This window comes from Paraburkholderia lebeckiae, from assembly GCF_014201005.1.
Taxonomy (GTDB): domain Bacteria; phylum Pseudomonadota; class Gammaproteobacteria; order Burkholderiales; family Burkholderiaceae; genus Paraburkholderia; species Paraburkholderia tuberum.
In genome coordinates this window covers 31,595-48,585 of the sequence record NZ_JACHDK010000025.1, presented here as the reverse complement: position 1 = coordinate 48,585, position 16,991 = coordinate 31,595, and the positions used below count along the sequence as shown (strand labels likewise).

Below are 16,991 nucleotides of genomic sequence, written 5' to 3'. Positions count from 1 at the left end.
GTGTTGTCCGGCGCGCGTTACAGGCCGAGGCCCAACTCGTTCCACAGGCTATCGACACGCTGCTTGACCGCGTCGTCCATCACGATCGGGCGGCCCCATTCGCGGTCGGTTTCGCCCGGCCACTTGTTGGTTGCATCGAGCCCCATCTTCGAGCCGAGGCCGGCTACTGGCGACGCGAAATCGAGATAGTCGATCGGCGTGCGGTCGACGAGCACCGTGTCGCGCGTCGGGTCCACTCGCGTGGTAATTGCCCAGATCACTTCCTTCCAGTCCCGGATATTGACGTCCTCGTCAACGACGACGATGAACTTCGTATACATGAACTGCCGCAGGAAGCTCCACACGCCGAACATCACGCGTTTTGCGTGGCCGGGGTAGCTCTTCTTCACTTGCACGATCGCCATGCGGTAACTGCAGCCTTCGGGCGGCAGATAGAAGTCCGTGATCTCGGTGAACTGCTTCTGCAGCAGCGGTACGAACACTTCGTTCAGCGCGACGCCGAGCACCGCCGGCTCGTCGGGCGGTTTGCCGGTGTAGGTGGAGTGATAGATCGCGTCGCGGCGCATCGTGATGCGCTCGACCGTGAAGACCGGGAACCACTCCTGTTCGTTGTAGTAGCCGGTGTGATCGCCATACGGGCCTTCGAGCGCGTGTTCGTACGTGGCCGACGCACCCTTCGACGGACGCGGCGGTGCGCCCGCCGGGGCGGGCGAGGGTGCGCCTTCCTGCGGACAGATGAAGCCCTCGAGCACGATCTCGGCGCGCGCGGGGACCTGCAAGCCGTCGACGCCCGGTGTGACACATTTCGCGAGCTCGGTGCGCCCGCCGCGCAGCAGGCCGGCGAACTGGTATTCGGACAGCGTGTCGGGCACCGGCGTGACCGCGCCGAGAATCGTCGCCGGGTCCGCGCCGAGCACGACGGCCACCGGATACGGCTTGCCGGGATTTTTCAGCGCGAACTCACGAAAGTCGAGCGCGCCGCCGCGATGCGCGAGCCAGCGCATGATCAGTTTGTTACGCCCGATCAGTTGCTGGCGATAGATACCCAGGTTTTGTCGACTCTTGTTCGGCCCTTTCGTGACGGTCAGACCCCAGGTGATCAGCGGCCCGGCATCGCCGGGCCAGCAGGTCTGGATGGGCAATTTGGCAAGGTCGACCTCATTGCCTTCCCAGACGATTTCCTGGCAGGGCGGTGCGCTGACCGTCTTTGGGGCCATGTCCCACACGGCCTTCGCTAGCGACAGCAGCTTGCCGGCGTCCTTGAGCCCTTTCGGCGGCTCGGGCTCCTTCAACGCGGAGAGGAGCCGACCGACGTCGCGCAGCGATTCGAGCGCCGCCTGATCGCCCGCGCCCGCTTCGGCATCGATGCCCATGCCAAGCGCGACGCGGCGCGGCGTGCCGAACAGATTGCCGAGCACCGGGAACGCGTGCCGCTCGGTGTTCTCGAACAACAGAGCCGGGCCGCCCGCGCGGAGCACACGGTCGCACAGTTCGGTCATTTCGAGATTCGGCGACACTTTTTGCGAAATTCGGCGCAATTCACCGATCGCCTCGAGGCGGCCGATGAAATCGCGTAAGTCTTTGTATTTCATCTGTGACGGTTCAGGGCCGCGTGCACGGCGCATAGGACGGGGAGGCAGGAGGAACGGCGTTGGTACCTATCTAACGCAAAAAACGATTGTCGATTTTACCTGCGTTAGCCACCGCACGTAGATCAACCAAATGCTCTAGTCCAAACAGCTAGGGTCGGATCGTCCGAAACGCGCATCGAGCGCGGTTCTCGGGTGACTGAACACTGTTCATAATTACAAATAGTTATAGTTCTTGCATTCTATAGTGTTGACGATCTATAAAACCGTGCATAGAATCCGTCCACATTGGGTTGCAGGGCGTTAACCTTTTTACCGTCGCCCCCGGTCCTCAGACGCAACGCGTCACCGTTTTGCTTCCCTGCAGGGTAGAACGGCATTGTTGAAGTCCCTCACCAGCGTCCACCAACGCTGGTATTTCGCGTGGGAGCCAAGCCCGATACACATCGAGTATGTGTGGGCTGTTTTTGAGATGGCTCCCCAAACGGTATTTGTTGCCGTTTTCCCGACGTCGCTGCTGCCCAACCAGAGAGCACGCGATGTCTTGACTCTGCGAGCGCGCTGTACCGCCTGAATTGTCCCGGCGGAGTTCGCGGATCATGCAAGATGGGAGATCTGAATGAACGCCTGGTTATCGTGGCGTCCCGATGAGCGTATTGCGCAGGTTGTGCGCGGTGCGCTGCGCCGCGGGACGCGATTGAGTCATCACCTGTTCAGTATTGTCGGCGGGATCGCCGTAGTGCTGGCTCTCGCACTGTGGCTGATGCCGACCTGGCGCGGCGCGCTCGCCGCGCGTCTGATGCCGGCCATTTCCGCCGCCGTGCAAGCGGGCCCCGCCCGCCTGCTGCAAGGCAATCCGCTGCCCGCCATCGGACCGACCAGAAACGCCGGCGCATCCTTCGACGAATCGCTGTCGGCCAATTCGCCGACTACGCTGACCGCGCCGAGTCCCACCGATGGCTCGAACGACGGCAGCATGACCCTCACCGCGGCCACCACCAGCTTCGACGGCGCGTTCGACGGCGCTGGCACGTCGGGCACGAGCGCCGCCGCGCTCAACGGCCTCGATCCGCGCACGATGCAGGGCGTCAGCGCGCTCGCACGTCTGATTCCGCAGCAGCGCGTGTCCGCCGATGCGCGCGATGATCGCGTGCTCGTGTCGAGCCGCGAGCAGGACCTGGTCGCGTCGTACCTCGCGCGGCGTTATCGCGTCGCTCAGGAGCCCGTCGGCGAGCTCGTAAAAGCCGCGTTCGACACCGGCCGCGAAGTCGGCCTCGATCCGCTGCTGCTGCTGTCAGTGATGGCGATCGAATCGGGCTTCAATCCGTACGCCGAGAGCGGCGTCGGCGCGCAGGGCCTGATGCAGGTGATGTCGAAGGTGCATTCGGACAAATTCCAGTATTTCGGTGGCCAAAGCGCGGCGCTCGAGCCGCTCGCGAACATCAAGGTCGGCGCGCTCGTGCTGAAGGATTGCATCGCGCGTGGCGGCTCGCTGCCGGGCGGTCTGCGTCTGTACGTCGGCTCGACCACGCCGGATGACGGCGGCTACGGCGCGAAGGTGATGGCCGAGCGCGGCCGTCTGCGCGACGTCGCGCGGGGCCGTAAGGTGCCGATCAACGCGCCGCAAGCTCCGGTGCTGACCGCGTCGGCCACGCCGGCGCCAGCGGCGGCGACGAGCGGTGGCAACGGCAAGCGCGTTCAGGTGACGCTGCAAGGCGGTCACGCGCTGAGTCCTGCGACGTCGGCGGTGCACACGCAGCCGGCCGATCAGGACGACGCGAGCGCCAATTCGACGACGCGCCACGTGGCGTCGGCGTCGGAGCTGGGGGCTTGAGTTAGACGTTGCCGTGCCAGACACAAAAAAGGACACCCTCGCAGGTGTCTTTTTTTTTGCGTCTGGCAGGCCGGTTGCTGCCGAATCAATCCCGATGCGTCAATGCCGCCCGAACAGCTTTGCCAGCCGCTCGACCGCCTCTTCGAGCTTTGGATACGCGGTCGCATACGACAGCCGGATGTAGTCCTTCGGCGCGTGCGTGCCGAAGTCCATGCCCGGCACCAGCACGACCCCGGCATCGTGCAGCATCGCCTTCGTGAGCGCCGCGCTGTCGCCGGCCGCCGGATGCGCGACGCCACGGCAGTCCGCGTACACGTAGAACGCGCCGTCCGGCATCACCGGTACGGAGAAGCCGAGCGATTCGAGCGCCGGCGCAATGAAGTCGCGGCGTCGCTTGAATTCGAGGCGCCGCGCTTCGTAGATCGCGATCGTTGCCGGGTCGAAACAGGCGAGCGCCGCGTGCTGCGCGAGCGCCGACGCGCAGATGAACAGGTTCTGCGCGAGCTTTTCGAGTGCGCTGACCATCGCGGGCGGCACGACGAGCCAGCCGAGGCGCCAGCCGGTCATGTTGAAGTACTTCGAGAAGCTGTTGACGGTGACTACGTCGTCGCCGAACGACAGCGCCGACACCGGCTTCGCGTCGTAGCTGAGGCCCTGATAGATCTCGTCGACGATCGTGAAGCCGCCGCGCGCGCGCACGGCCTTGACGATGCGCTGGAGTTCGGCCGGCTCGATCGACGTGCCGGTCGGATTCGACGGCGACGCGAGCAGTACGCCGCGGGTGCGCTCGCCCCACAGGCGTTCGACGTCGGCGGCGGTCAGCTGGAAGCGCTCGGCCGGCCCGCTCGGCACCATCACCGGCTTGCCTTCGGCGGCGATCACGAAATGGCGGTTGCACGGATAGCACGGGTCGGGCATCAACACTTCGTCATCGCGATCGACGAGCGCCGCGCAGGCCAGCAGCAGCGCCGCAGACGCGCCCGCCGTGACCACGATCCGCGCCGGATCCACGTCGATGCCGTAGAACTCGGCGTAATGTGCGGAAATCGCATCGCGCAGCGCGTGCACGCCGAGCGCGTTGGTGTACTGCGTGACGCCGCGGCGCAGCGCGCTCGCGGCCGCCTCGATGACCGGCTCGGGCGCCGTGAAATCCGGCTCGCCGATGCCCATGTGAATGATGTCGCGCCCCGCGCGTTCGAGCAGCGTGGCTTCCTTGGCCAGTTCCATCACGTAGAAAGGCTGGATGGCATCGACGCGCGCGGCAAGCCGCACGAGAGGTTCGGTCACGGAGTTCATACGGTCAGTCCAGTTCAGAAGCAGGACGGCGCCTACCCATCAAACGATGCGCTCATCGATGCGCGCAGCGCCGTCCTCGCGGGCGATCGAGGTGCTTCGCCCTGTGCAGTGCGACGTGGCAAGGAGCCGATGCGCGGCATGGCCCCAGCGGCGCCGCGCTCAGCTCTTGCGAGCCGCATGCGTTTCGGTGGCGCGCAGTTGCGCCGAGAGCTTGTCGAGCACGCCGTTCACGTACTTGTAGCCGTCCGAGCCGCCGAACGTCTTGGTCAGCTCGACCGCTTCGTTGATGACCACGCGATACGGAATGTCGACGTGATTCTTCAGTTCGAACGCGGCGACCAGCAGCACCGCTCGTTCGACCGGCGACAGCTGATCGATCGGACGGTCGAGGCACGGCGCGATCGCGGCGGAAAGCGCTTCGGAATCGCGCATCACGCCATGCAGGATCGCGTTCAGATGCTCGTGGTCAGCCTTGTCGTAACCTTGCGCGCCGCGCAGTTGCGCGTCGATCTCACCGCCGGGCGAGCCCGACAGCAGCCACTGGTAAAGCCCCTGCGTGGCCAGTTCGCGGGAGCGTCGGCGTGCGCTCTTCATGCCTCTTCCTCGTCGCCTTCGTCTTCATCTTCGTCGTCATCGCCGCCGAGCTGCTCGAGCGCGACCGCGAGGTTCGCCATTTCGACAGCCACGCGCGCGGCGTCGCGACCCTTCTCGGTCATGCGCGCGACGGCTTGCTCGTCGTTCTCGGTGGTCAGCACCGCGTTCGCGACCGGAATGCCGAAGTCGAGGCCGATGCGCGTGATGCCCGCGCCGCTTTCGTTCGAAACCAGCTCGAAGTGGTAGGTCTCGCCGCGGATCACCGCGCCGAGCGCGATCAGCGCGTCGAATTGCGCGCTTTCCGCGAGCTTTTGCAGCGCGAGCGGGATTTCCAGCGCGCCCGGTACCGTGACGAGCAGCACGTCCTGGCCGGTCACGCCGAGGCGTTCGAGTTCTTCGATGCAGGAGTCGGCGAGGCCGTTGCAGACGGGTTCGTTAAAGCGCGCCTGGACGATGCCGATGCGCAGTCCGTCGCCGTCGAGATTCGGTTGGTATTGTCCGATTTCCATATGAATTCCGTAGTGTTTGAGTGGGCGCGAGGCGCGTGAGTGGCAGGATCAGACTTGCGGGGCTTGCGTTTTGCTGCCGGGCATCGGAATGAAGCCCGTGACTTCGAGACCATAACCCGACATGCTGCCGAGCTTGCGTGGGTTCGACAGCACCTGCATCTTGCCGACGCCGAGTTCGCGCAGAATCTGCGCGCCGATGCCGTAGGTCTTGAAGTCGACCGGCCGGCGCTTCAGCGCGTCCGCTTTTTCCTTCGAGTCGAACGCCTTGAAGACGTCGATCAGATGATCTTTCGAGTCGCCGCAGTTCAGCAGCACGACCACGCCGAGATCGCGTTCTGCGATTTCTTTGATGGCCGCGTCCAGCGTCCACGAATGGGTGGATTCGCCGACTTCGAGCAGATCGAGCACCGACAGCGGCTCGTGCACGCGCACCGGCGTGTCTCGATCGGGCATCGGCGTGCCGCGCACCAGCGCGATGTGCGGCTGGCCGCTCGGCTGATCGAGATACATGACCGCGCGGAACGCGCCGTGCGCGGTTTGCATCGTACGTTCGCAAACACGCTCGACGATCGACTCGGTGCGGCTGCGATAGTGAATCAGATCGGCGATCGTGCCGGTCTTCAGGCCGTGTTCCTTGCTGAACTCGAGCAGGTCCGGCAGACGCGCCATCGTGCCGTCGTCCTTGATCACTTCGCAGATCACCGCGGCCGGCGTGAGGCCCGCGAGCCTCGTGAAGTCGCAGCCGGCCTCGGTATGGCCGGCGCGCACCAGCACGCCGCCCGGCTGGGCCATGATCGGGAAGATATGGCCCGGCTGCACAATGTGCTCGGCCTTGGCGTCCGGCGCGACCGCGGCCGCGATCGTGCGGGCCCGGTCGGCCGCCGAGATGCCGGTCGTCACGCCTTCGGCCGCTTCGATGCTGACCGTGAACGCGGTGCCGTACTGCGTGCCGTTGCGGTAGGTCATCAGCGGCAGGTTCAGCTGCTTGCAGCGATCCTGGGTCAGCGTCAGGCAGATCAGGCCGCGGCCGTAGCGAGCCATGAAATTGATCGCCTCCGGAGTGACAAACTCGGCGGCGATCACGAGGTCGCCCTCGTTTTCGCGGTCTTCTTCGTCGACGAGGATCACCATCCGGCCGGCTTTCAGTTCGGCAATGATCTCTTGGGTGGAGGCGAGCGTCATGTTGGCGAGTTTTTCGGGAAAGCGCGTATTTTACGCCACGCGCGAGTCCAAGTCGCCTCCGCCAGACGACATAGGCCGTTTGGCCGACTGTGACGAGCCGGGCGGGGTTGCCATGCTCCTCGAAACGGTAGGCGAGCGCGCGACTGGCGTTGGCGGCAACGCGAAGTGTGCTCGAGCGCGGCCCGCTTTACGGATTGCAATAGTGCGGAACGGTACTTGCGAGGCAGCAGGCAGCTTCGTCTCACTACCACCCGGAGAACGGAATGTCGGGGAACGTCGGCTGTTGCATCAATGAAGGGCGTCACGCGTGCGCGCAAGGAGCGCGTCGATGAAGCGCGGCGCCACGAGCGGGGGCGCGTCGCAGGCGCCCGTGACCGCGCTGCGCGCGAGCGCGTACCGCATTCCGACCGACGCGCCGGAGGCCGACGGCACGTTCGCGTGGGACGCGACCACGCTGGTCGTCGTCGAGGTTGACGCGGGCGGCGACACCGGCATCGGCTACACGTACAGCGATGCCTGCATCGTCGCGCTGATCCAGGGCGCGCTCGCCGCCTGCGTGCTGAATCACGACGGATTGGATGTCGGCGCGCATTGGCAACGGTTGCAACGCCAGGTGCGCAATCTCGGCCGCGCGGGATTGGCCGCGACAGCCATTTCGGCAATCGACTGCGCGCTGTGGGACCTGAAGGCGAAGCTGCTCGACGTGCCGCTCGTCGGGCTGCTCGGCGCGTTGCGCGCGGCCGTGCCGGCTTACGGCAGCGGCGGCTTCACCACGTATACGAACCAGCGCTTGCAGCAGCAGTTCGCCGGTTGGGTCGCGCAGGACGGCTGCCGGTGGGTAAAGATGAAAATCGGCAGCGAGCCGGACAAGGACCCGGCGCGCGTCGCGGCGGCGCGCGCGGCGATCGGCGGCGCGGGCCTGTTCGTCGACGCGAACGGCGCGTTCACGCCGCAACGGGCGCTGTACTACGCGCAACGTTTAGCCGAGCACGAGGTGAGCTGGTTCGAGGAGCCCGTGTCTTCGGACGACGAAGCGGGCCTGCGCGGCGTACGCGAGCGCGTGCCGGCCGGCATGGAGATCGCCGCCGGCGAATACGGCTATACGCTCGACGACTTCCGCCACCTGCTCGCGGCGGGGGCGGTCGACGTGCTGCAGGCCGACGCGAGCCGTTGCGGCGGCATCACCGGCTTTCTGCGGGCCGCCGCGCTGTGCGACGCGTATCACGTGCCGCTGTCCGCGCATTGCGCACCGGCGCTGCATCTGCACGTCGCGTGCGCGGCGCCGCGCTTGCGGCATCAGGAGTGGTTCCATGACCACGCCCGAATCGAAGCCATGCTGTTCGACGGTGCGCCGCGGTTGCGCGACGGCCAGATGGAGCCGGATCTGTCGCGGCCCGGTTGCGGGCTCGAGTTCAAGCATGGTGACGCCGAGCGCTACCTCATCAAATAAAGCAGGCCACGGACAAGGAAGCGATATCGATGGGCTCTTCACGCGTACCCGGATTGCTGTACACGGCGGCGGCGGTGACGGCCCTCGCGGCGGCGTTGGCCGCGCGCGGCGCGGGAAGACCTGAGTCGCATCGCGAACGGCGTGAGACCGGCCCGCAACACCACGAGCGTCGGGCACCCGGGACGTTCCCGACGTGTGCCGCCCCCAGCCGTCAGCGCGCGCCGGCGCGCGTGCACGCGAGTGAACCCACCGCCGAGGTGGAGGCACACGTCGAAGCGGCCCGCACCTTCAGTCACAGCTCCGCGCTGCTCGCGCTGTCGGTGCTCGCCGACAGCGCGATGGAGCACTACCGCGGCTCGTTCGACAACCCCGCGATGTTCACGCCACTCGTCAGCGCGAGTCTGTCGCTCGCCGCGGGCCTGCATGGTGGCGCGGATCGTCGCGGCCAGACGCATCGCGCGCGCCATGCGATCTATCTGGCCGCGGCGGCGACGGGCATCGCCGGCACGGGCTTCCATTTCTACAACGTGATGAAGCGGCCGGGCGGCTGGAGCTGGAACAACCTGTTTCACGCGGCACCGCTCGGCGCGCCGAGCGCGTTGCTGCTGTCAGGCGCGCTCGGTGCCGTCGCCGAACGCTTGCGCGACGAGCCCGCAGACGACCCGCAACTGCTCGGCATGCCGGCCGGTCAGGCGCTCGGTCTGCTGGTCGCGGCGGGTCTCGTCGGCACGGTGGGGGAGGCCGCGCTGCTGCATTTTCGTGGCGCGTTTCAGCATCGCGCGATGTACGCGCCGGTCAGCATTGCGCCCATCACCGCGGCGCTGCTCGCGCATGCCGCGTTGTCCGCTCCGCGCGAGCGCTGGTACACGCGGCTCTGGTTACGCATCACGACCGTGCTCGGCCTTGTCGGCGCGGGTTTTCACGCGCGCGGGATCGCGCGTCGTCAGGGCGGCTGGCGCAACTGGAGCCAGAATCTGTTCGACGGGCCGCCGCTGCCCGCGCCGCCGAGCTTTTCCGCGCTGGCGCTCGCCGGGCTCGCCGCACTGCGTCTGCGGGAGAGTGAAAAATGACCAACCGACCACGCTCGACCCGAGCCACCCGCTATCCCGGCTATGACGTGCTCGACAAACGCACGACGCCGTCGTGGGACGCGCACACCCGCGCGGTGATCGCCGAACGCCTCGCGACACCGCTCGAGCCGCGCTTTTTCAACGCGGTCGAATGGCTCGCGGTCACGTCGCTGTGCGCCCGCATCGTGCCGCAAGCGAATGCGCAACCGGTGGTGCCGCTCGCCGCGCTGCTCGACGCGCGGCTCGCCGGCAATGGCAACGACGGCTACCGCGACGCCCGTTTGCCGCCGATGCGCGACGCTTGGCGTATCGGCCTCGCCGCGCTCGATGCCGAGTGCCGCGAGCGCGGCGGCCTGCCGTTCGCGAGCCTCGCGGAGGACACGCAGATCGCGCTGCTCGGCCAGATGCAACGCGGCGAACTGACGAACCCCGCGTGGCGCGGCATGCCGTCGAAGCTGTTCTTCGGCGAGCGCGTGCTGCACGACATCTGCGGGCTCTACTACTCGCACCCGCACGCGTGGAGCGAGATCGGCTTCGGCGGCCCGGCGAATCCGCGCGGCTATGTGCGCATGTACCTGAACCGGCGCGATCCGTGGGAGGCGGTCGAAGCGACGCCCGACACCCGTGAGCAGGCCGCGAAGGAGAACCGCCGTGTCCGATGACGCGCAGCAACGGCCGCGCGGCAAGGACGGCCGCGCACCCGACGTGTTCCAGCGCGGCGGCTGGGTGCCGATGCGCACGTACCCTGACGGCGAGGAGGTCGATTTCGCGATCGTCGGCACCGGCGCAGGCGGTGGCACGCTCGCGTGCCGGCTCGCGGAGAAAGGCTTCAAGGTCGTCGCGTTCGATGCCGGCGCGTGGTGGCGTCCGCTCGAAGAATTCGCGTCGGACGAAGCGCATCAGGAAAACCTGTTCTGGACCGACGAGCGCATCTGCGACGGCGACAATCCGCTGAAGCTCGGCAACAACAACAGCGGCAAGGCGGTGGGCGGCAGCACGGTCCATTTCGCGATGGTGTCGCTGCGTTTTCGGCCCGAGTGGTTCAAGTCGCGCAGCGTGCTCGGCTATGGTGCCGACTGGCCGCTCGACTGGCGCGAGATGTGGCACTACTACGGCGAGGTCGAGGACGCGCTGAAAATCTCCGGACCGGTGAACTATCCGTGGGGGCCAAAGCGGCCGCGCTATCCGTATCGCGCGCATGAGCTGAACGCGGCGGCGCTGGTGCTCGCGCGCGGCGCCGAGGCGCTCGGCATCGGCTGGAGCCCGACGCCGCTCGCGACCCTCTCCGCGCCCCGTGGCCGCGCGCATCCGTGTGTGTACCGCGGCTTTTGCGTGTCCGGCTGCGCGACCAACGCGAAGCAAAGCGCGCTCGTCACGTGGATCCCGCGTGCGCTTCGAGCCGGCGCCGAGGTGCGCGATCTGGCGATGGTCGGCCGCGTCGTCACCAACGACGCGGGGCTCGCCACCGGCGTCGAATATCTGCGCGAAGGACGCTGGCGATTCCAGCGCGCGAAGCACGTGGTGGTGGCCGGCTACGCGATCGAAACGCCGCGCCTGTTGCTGATGTCGGCCAACAGCCGCTTTCCCGACGGACTCGCGAACAGTTCGGGACTTGTGGGCAAAAACCTGATGGCGCAGTCGAATCAGGCCGTCTACGGCACCTTCGATGAAGACATCCGCTGGTACAAGGGGCCGCCGTCGCTCGCGCTCACCGAGCACTGGAACTACGAAGACAAGGGCAAAGATTTTTTCGGCGGCTACTGCTACATGAGCCAGGGGCCGCTGCCGAACGGATGGGTCGCGGTGCAGAACGGCCGCGGCTTGTGGGGCGACGCGCTCGGCGCGGAGATGCTCAAGTACAACCACCAGGCGGGGCTGAAGATCGTCGGCGAGATGCTGCCGCAGGAGCGCAACCGCGTGACGCTTGCCGACGAGAAGGATCAGTACGGGCTGCCGATCGCGCGCGTCACCTATTCATGGTCCGACAACGACAAGCGGCTCATCGCGCATTCGCTCGACTTCATGGAGCAGGCGCTCGCGGCCGCCGGCGGCAAGGAGATCTGGCGAGAGACCGACGACGCCTGCCACCTCAACGGCACCGCGCGCATGGGTGACGATCCGTCGACGAGCGTCGTCGACGCGGACTGCCGCAGTTGGGACATCCGCAACCTGTGGGTGTGCGACGGCTCGGTGTTTCCGACCGTCGGCGGCGTGAATCCGTCGCTGACGATTCAGGCGATCGCGTGTCGCACCGCCGAGCGCATCGCCGCGCTGGCCGCGCGCGGCGAGTTGTAGCGTACTCACTGCGCGATCCGCGTGGTACACAACATGCTCTGCATGCATCGAACATTGACTCACGTCATGTTTGAGGCGCAAAAACGGCCTCTTTTCGAATGCCCCAGCTGCATGGTGCAATGCGATACCCATAGAAAGGCCGGGCTTGCTGACCCCACCATACCCTGCAGGTATGAAAAAGGACAGGAAAAGTATTGGACGGGCCAAACGGGCGAAGGGTATAAAAACATCCAATGAACTCACTTCCCGCCGCAGCCGCCATGCCCCAAGCGACCATCGAACGTATCGAAACCCGCCTCGTCGATTTGCCGACGATCCGCCCTCACAAGCTGTCGGTCGCCACGATGTACGGGCAGACGCTGATGCTGGTCAAGGTGTACTGCAGCGACGGCATCGTCGGGATTGGCGAAGGCACCACGATCGCCGGCATGGCCTATGGCCCGGAAAGCCCCGAAGCAATGAAGCTCGCGATCGACGCCTACTTCGCCCCGGCGATGATCGGCAAGGACGCGACGCAGATCCAGGCGCTGATGGCGCACCTCGGCAAGCTGGTCAAGCTCAATCATTTTTCGAAGAGCGCGCTCGAAACCGCGCTGCTCGACGCGCAAGGCAAGCGTCTCGGCGTGCCGGTGAGCGAACTGCTCGGCGGCCGTCGTCGTGAGCGCCTGCCGGTTGCGTGGACGCTCGCGTCGGGCGATACCGCGAAGGACATCGCCGAAGCCGGGCACATGCTCGACGTGCGCCGCCACAACGTCTTCAAGCTGAAGATCGGCGCGAAGGAACTGAAGACCGACATCAAGCACGTCGCCGAGATCAAGAAAGCGGTCGGCGAGCGCGCCGCGGTGCGCGTCGACGTGAACATGGCGTGGAGCGAGACCCAGGCCGCCTGGGCGATTCCGGCGCTGGCCGACGCGGGCTGCGATCTGGTCGAGCAGCCCGTCGCGTCCGCCGCGGCGCTCGCGCGACTGATGCGCCGCTTCCCGGTCGCGCTGATGGCCGACGAAGTCTTGCAAGGCCCGGACAGCGCGTTCGAGATCGCGAAGAACGGCGGCGCCGATGTGTTCGCGATCAAGATCGAACAGAGCGGCGGCCTGTTCGCCGCGCAGCGCGTGGCCGCGATCGCAGATGCCGCCGGCATCGAGCTGTACGGCGGCACGATGCTCGAAGGCGCGTTCAGCACGGTGGCGTCGGCGCACCTGTTCGCGAGCTTCGCGAATCTGCAATGGGGCACCGAACTGTTCGGGCCGCTGCTGATCACCGAAGAAATTCTGACCACGCCGCTCGACTACAGCGACTTCGAACTGACCGTGCCGAACGGCCCGGGTCTCGGCATCGAACTCGACGAGGCGAAGGTCAAACGATTCACGCGAGACGGGCTGATGAAGGTCACCCGCTAAACGGATTTAGATCAAGAGGATTCAACGATGCTTTTCCATGTGCGAATGGACGTGCACCTGCCGGTCGACATGCCGGCCGAAGTGGCGAACGAAATCAAGACCCGCGAGAAGGCTTACTCGCAGGAGCTCCAGCGTAGCGGCAAGTGGCGTCATATCTGGCGCCTCGTTGGCGAGTACGCGAATTACAGCATCTTCGATGTAGAGAGCAATGCCGAACTTCACGACATTCTGTCCGGCTTGCCTCTGTTCCCGTACATGAAGATTTCGGTGACGCCTCTGTGTCGTCACCCGTCGTCGATTCGGGACGACGACATCTGAGCCCAGGGGCCAGGCGCTTTTGACGGCGAGCGCATCCAAAGCCATCTTTTCCCCCTATACCAACTGGAGACAGTCATCGTGAGCGTCAAAGTATTTGAAACCAAAGAAGTGCAGGATCTGCTGAAAGCCGCTTCCAACGTCGATGCCGGGAATGGCAACGCGCGTTTCCAGCAGATCGTTTTCCGTCTGCTGGGCGACCTGTTCAAGGCAATCGATGACCTCGACATCACGCCCGACGAAGTCTGGGCCGGCGTCAACTATCTGAACAAGCTCGGTCAGGACGGCGAAGCGGCGCTGCTGGCGGCCGGCCTCGGTCTCGAGAAGTATCTCGACATCCGCATGGACGCCGAGGACAAGAAGATCGGTCTCGAAGGCGGCACGCCGCGTACGATCGAAGGCCCGCTGTACGTCGCCGGCGCGACGGTGCGCGAGGGCGTCTCGAAGATCGACATCAACGCCGACGAAGACGCGGGCCCGCTGGTGATTCGCGGCACGGTCAAGGATCTGGACGGCAAGCCGGTCGCCGGCGCGGTCGTCGAGTGCTGGCACGCGAACTCGAAGGGCTTCTACTCGCACTTCGATCCGACCGGCGCGCAGAGCGACTTCAACCTGCGCGGCGCGGTGAAGACCGGCGCCGACGGCAAGTACGAATTCCGCACGCTGATGCCGGTAGGCTACGGCTGCCCGCCGCACGGCTCGACGCAGCAGCTGCTGAACGTGCTGGGCCGCCACGGCAACCGTCCGGCGCACGTGCACTTCTTCGTCAGCAGCGACGGCCATCGCAAGCTGACCACGCAGTTCAACATCGAAGGCGATCCGCTGATCTGGGACGACTTCGCGTATGCAACGCGCGAAGAGCTGATTCCGCCGGTCGTCGAGAAAAGCGGTGGCGCGGCGCTGGGCCTGAAGGCCGATGCGTACAGGGAAATCGAGTTCAACTTCACGATCACCCCGCTGGTCCAGGGTAAGGACAACCAGCTCGTCCATCGTCTGCGCGCTTCGGCCGAAGCGTAATCGCACGAGGCGGCGCCGTGGCGACGGGTAAGAGCAGCCTGCTCAACGAGCTGTTGGGCCGCGATGCGTTCGCGGTCTCCGACCGGCGCGAAACGGTGCGCCTGGGCGATAGCGTGCATCAGGGCGTGCGCTGGCTCGACGCACCCGGACTCGACGCCGACGTCGGCAGCGAAGACGACCGAGAAGCGTTGCGCGCCGCGTGGCTGAAGTCCGACATTCGCCTGTTCGTGCATGCCGCGAAAGAGGGCGAACTCGACGCGAAAGAACTGACGCTGTTGACCGAGCTCGACGCCGACCGCGTCAGGACCGGGCGGCAAACGCTGTTCGTGCTGTCGCAAGTCGACCAGCTCCCCGACGACGCCGCGTTGCTCGATGCGCATGCGGCGACGCATGACGTGATCGGGCTGTGCAACGCGCCGTCGCAGTCGATCTTCGAGCTGTATCGTCGCGAGGCAGGCAGGCTGTTGGGCGACTATCTGATCGAGCCCGACGCTTCGGTCGCGACCATCGAACTCGCTGACGATGTGGGTTTCGACGATATCGTCGTCGAGCGGGCGGGCGCAAATGGACCGGTGCGGGAACTTGCGGGCGTCGACTACGGACGCCTTCACGCGGCGCTCAGCCACGCGATTCGCGAGTGCGTGCTGAGTCCGTCCGGCCATGCCGCGCAACGGTGCCGCGCGTCGATCGCTCAGATGACGATGCTCGCGCGACGTCTCGAGGCGTCGTTGGCGATGCATGAGGAAGGCTTGCTCGATCTGAAGTCGCAGGTGCGGTCGGAAACTTTCTGAAGCGCCTTTCAAACGCCAGGCCTCAGCGTGATCGTGAACGACCGTGGTGCCTCACCGCTTTCATTGCGCGGCATCGGGTCGGAGCGCTTGACCGCCTCGATGGCGGCCTTGTCCCACGCCCGATCGCCACTCGATCGAACGATCTTTACCGATTCGAGGCTGCCAGACGACGTGCAGTGCACTTCGACCACGGTTTCGCGATGCCCGGTCTTGCCATTCCAGACGATATTGGGCTGCACGCGTTGCCGGACGAGTTCTGCGTAGTCGAATACTTTCGGCGCGGACGCCGGTTGTCGAGGCGCCGCCGAAGCGAAATTTGTCAGCGCCGAGATCAGTGACGCCGCCGAACGTCTGCTGCTGTCGAGTTCCGCTAGCGTGATCCATTCGCGCGCGGGTTGCGGCGTTTTATCGAACGCCTGGCGGTAAAAGCGCATGGCCTTGCACCACGCCTCGGGCGAAAGCTCGCCTTGGCGGCCGCTCGTCAACAGCCCCAGATCATCGGCCTCGGAAGGGTCGCGATTCAGCGCGTCCGCGAGCGACGCCGACAGCGCCAGTTGCCCGCGCAGCCGTTGTCCTGGCGTGACTTGCGGCAGCGGCGTGGTTTGCGTCGACTGTTTGACGAGGTTGAACATCGCCTGCAGTTGCGACTGCAGTTCCGCGTCGGTCTCCTTATCCATCGACAGATAGCGCGACGTGATCAGTTGCAGATTCTTGAGCCCGCCGCAATCGGGCGGTGCGTCGTTCAGCGCGCGCGTCGTCAGGCTCATCAGCTGTTCGCGATCCTGCTGCGAGATGCGCGCCATGCCGTCCAGCACACCTAGCGCGCGAGCGAGCACAGCGGAACCCGCCGTAGCCGCATTGCTGTCGGAGGAAAAGTAGTAGCGCTGAATGTCCGGATCGGCTGTCAGCTTCTGCGCCCAGTCCGCGAGCAGCTTCGCTTTGGACGAGCCGGCCGCGATGCCCAAGCGGTTGGCCAGTTCGGCGGCATCGAGCGGTTTGCCGGGTAGAAACGGCAAGGCGGTCGACAGCAGCGAAGAACCGGTCGCGCCCGCAGGAGAAGACGGCAGTCGTGTGGAGCCCGCGTTGCTCGCGGCCGCCGCGACGCCTGCGCCGGAGCGAGCCGTATCGCCGCTCGCGTGCGGCAGCTTGAAAACGAAATTCGTTTCGACCGCCACGGGCTGATTGTCCATGCCCGTGAAGGGGCTGCACTGGGCACGCCGCGATGCCTGAAGAGCGAGGTTGTCGAACGCCGGATTGCCGGACGAGACTTCGACGACCGCGTCGCCGATCTGTCCACGTTCGTCGACCCATGCGCGCACGATCGCATTGGGGCGCGGCGACTGCGCGACCGCAGCGCCGGCGGACTTCAGATCGTCGTTGGACAAGCCGTAGGTGCAGGCCAGGCTCTGCGCGGACACGAAGTTCGGTGTCGACGTGATCGTGGCACTGGCTGCGCCCGTACCGACGATGCAGGCGAGGATTAGCGACGCTTTCGTCAGGTGCACACGCAGCGGATTCCAGCGACGGAGCAGGTGCGGCTCTTTCATTGTGTTTGTCAGCTTCGGATCGTGCACGCGCGCTGGGTCACGGCCCCGGATTCGCCTCGCCCAAACCGGCTTGCTGCGCAGATCGATCGCTTTCCCGATACGCAC

Annotated in this window: 14 protein-coding genes and 1 pseudogene; 9 read left to right on the top strand and 6 right to left on the bottom strand. The window is 65.9% G+C overall.

The genetic code is table 11. From position 1 onward, the window contains the following. Nucleotides 1–17: 17 nt before the first annotated feature. The gene (locus HDG39_RS29715) at nucleotides 18–1,592 is read right to left on the bottom strand and encodes a UbiD family decarboxylase (protein WP_184011152.1); all 1,575 of its coding nucleotides are present in this window, start codon (nucleotides 1,590–1,592) and stop codon (nucleotides 18–20) included. A gap of 616 nt (nucleotides 1,593–2,208) precedes the next feature. Between HDG39_RS29715 and HDG39_RS29710 the strand changes: the two genes are divergently transcribed. Then, nucleotides 2,209–3,423: a transglycosylase SLT domain-containing protein gene (locus HDG39_RS29710; RefSeq protein ID WP_184011150.1), complete on the top strand. Its 1,215-nt coding sequence runs from the start codon at nucleotides 2,209–2,211 to the stop codon at nucleotides 3,421–3,423. 99 nt (nucleotides 3,424–3,522) lie between these two features. On the opposite strand, the gene HDG39_RS29705 is transcribed toward HDG39_RS29710, so the two are convergent. From HDG39_RS29705 to ribBA, 4 genes are all read right to left on the bottom strand, one after another. Further along, a complete protein-coding gene (locus HDG39_RS29705) occupies nucleotides 3,523–4,719 on the bottom strand; it encodes a pyridoxal phosphate-dependent aminotransferase (protein WP_184011148.1) in 1,197 nt (398 codons plus the stop codon). 159 nt (nucleotides 4,720–4,878) lie between these two features. Then, on the bottom strand, nucleotides 4,879–5,313 hold the full coding sequence (gene nusB, locus HDG39_RS29700) for a transcription antitermination factor NusB (protein ID WP_184011146.1): 435 nt from the start codon (nucleotides 5,311–5,313) through the stop codon (nucleotides 4,879–4,881). After that, entirely contained in the window at nucleotides 5,310–5,822 is a 513-nt protein-coding gene (gene ribH, locus HDG39_RS29695) for a 6,7-dimethyl-8-ribityllumazine synthase (protein ID WP_018421521.1), read from the bottom strand. Before ribH ends, nusB begins: the two co-directional genes overlap by 4 nt. Before the next feature lie 48 nt (nucleotides 5,823–5,870). Next, nucleotides 5,871–7,004: a bifunctional 3,4-dihydroxy-2-butanone-4-phosphate synthase/GTP cyclohydrolase II gene (gene ribBA, locus HDG39_RS29690; protein ID WP_184011144.1), complete on the bottom strand. Its 1,134-nt coding sequence runs from the start codon at nucleotides 7,002–7,004 to the stop codon at nucleotides 5,871–5,873. Between the two features lie 328 nt (nucleotides 7,005–7,332). Here ribBA and HDG39_RS29685 point away from each other — a divergent pair, with 328 nt between their 5' ends. From HDG39_RS29685 to HDG39_RS29650, 8 genes and pseudogenes are all read left to right on the top strand, one after another. Continuing rightward, nucleotides 7,333–8,454, top strand: a complete 1,122-nt coding sequence (locus tag HDG39_RS29685; protein WP_184011142.1) for an enolase C-terminal domain-like protein — start codon at nucleotides 7,333–7,335, stop codon at nucleotides 8,452–8,454. Between the two features lie 29 nt (nucleotides 8,455–8,483). Continuing rightward, a complete protein-coding gene (locus HDG39_RS29680) occupies nucleotides 8,484–9,524 on the top strand; it encodes a hypothetical protein (protein WP_184011140.1) in 1,041 nt (346 codons plus the stop codon). Further along, a complete protein-coding gene (locus HDG39_RS29675; RefSeq protein ID WP_184011138.1) occupies nucleotides 9,521–10,186 on the top strand; it encodes a gluconate 2-dehydrogenase subunit 3 family protein in 666 nt (221 codons plus the stop codon). Before HDG39_RS29680 ends, HDG39_RS29675 begins: the two co-directional genes overlap by 4 nt. After that, nucleotides 10,176–11,819: a GMC family oxidoreductase gene (locus HDG39_RS29670; protein ID WP_184011136.1), complete on the top strand. Its 1,644-nt coding sequence runs from the start codon at nucleotides 10,176–10,178 to the stop codon at nucleotides 11,817–11,819. Before HDG39_RS29675 ends, HDG39_RS29670 begins: the two co-directional genes overlap by 11 nt. A gap of 260 nt (nucleotides 11,820–12,079) precedes the next feature. Then, nucleotides 12,080–13,216 (top strand): muconate/chloromuconate family cycloisomerase, encoded by a 1,137-nt coding sequence (locus tag HDG39_RS29665; protein ID WP_018421515.1) that lies wholly within the window; start codon nucleotides 12,080–12,082, stop codon nucleotides 13,214–13,216. Between the two features lie 27 nt (nucleotides 13,217–13,243). Beyond that, on the top strand, nucleotides 13,244–13,534 hold the full coding sequence (gene catC, locus HDG39_RS29660) for a muconolactone Delta-isomerase (RefSeq protein WP_026225988.1): 291 nt from the start codon (nucleotides 13,244–13,246) through the stop codon (nucleotides 13,532–13,534). Nucleotides 13,535–13,612: 78 nt separating this feature from the next. Continuing rightward, complete coding sequence (gene catA, locus HDG39_RS29655) at nucleotides 13,613–14,548, top strand: catechol 1,2-dioxygenase (protein WP_184011134.1); 936 nt, start codon at nucleotides 13,613–13,615, stop codon at nucleotides 14,546–14,548. A gap of 20 nt (nucleotides 14,549–14,568) precedes the next feature. After that, nucleotides 14,569–14,934: pseudogene (locus tag HDG39_RS29650) on the top strand (GTPase); the annotation flags it as partial. 413 nt (nucleotides 14,935–15,347) lie between these two features. Here the strand turns inward: HDG39_RS29650 and HDG39_RS29640 are convergent. Next, nucleotides 15,348–16,886, bottom strand: a complete 1,539-nt coding sequence (locus HDG39_RS29640) for a TonB family protein (RefSeq protein WP_260328340.1) — start codon at nucleotides 16,884–16,886, stop codon at nucleotides 15,348–15,350. Between the last annotated feature and the right edge of the window lie 105 nt (nucleotides 16,887–16,991).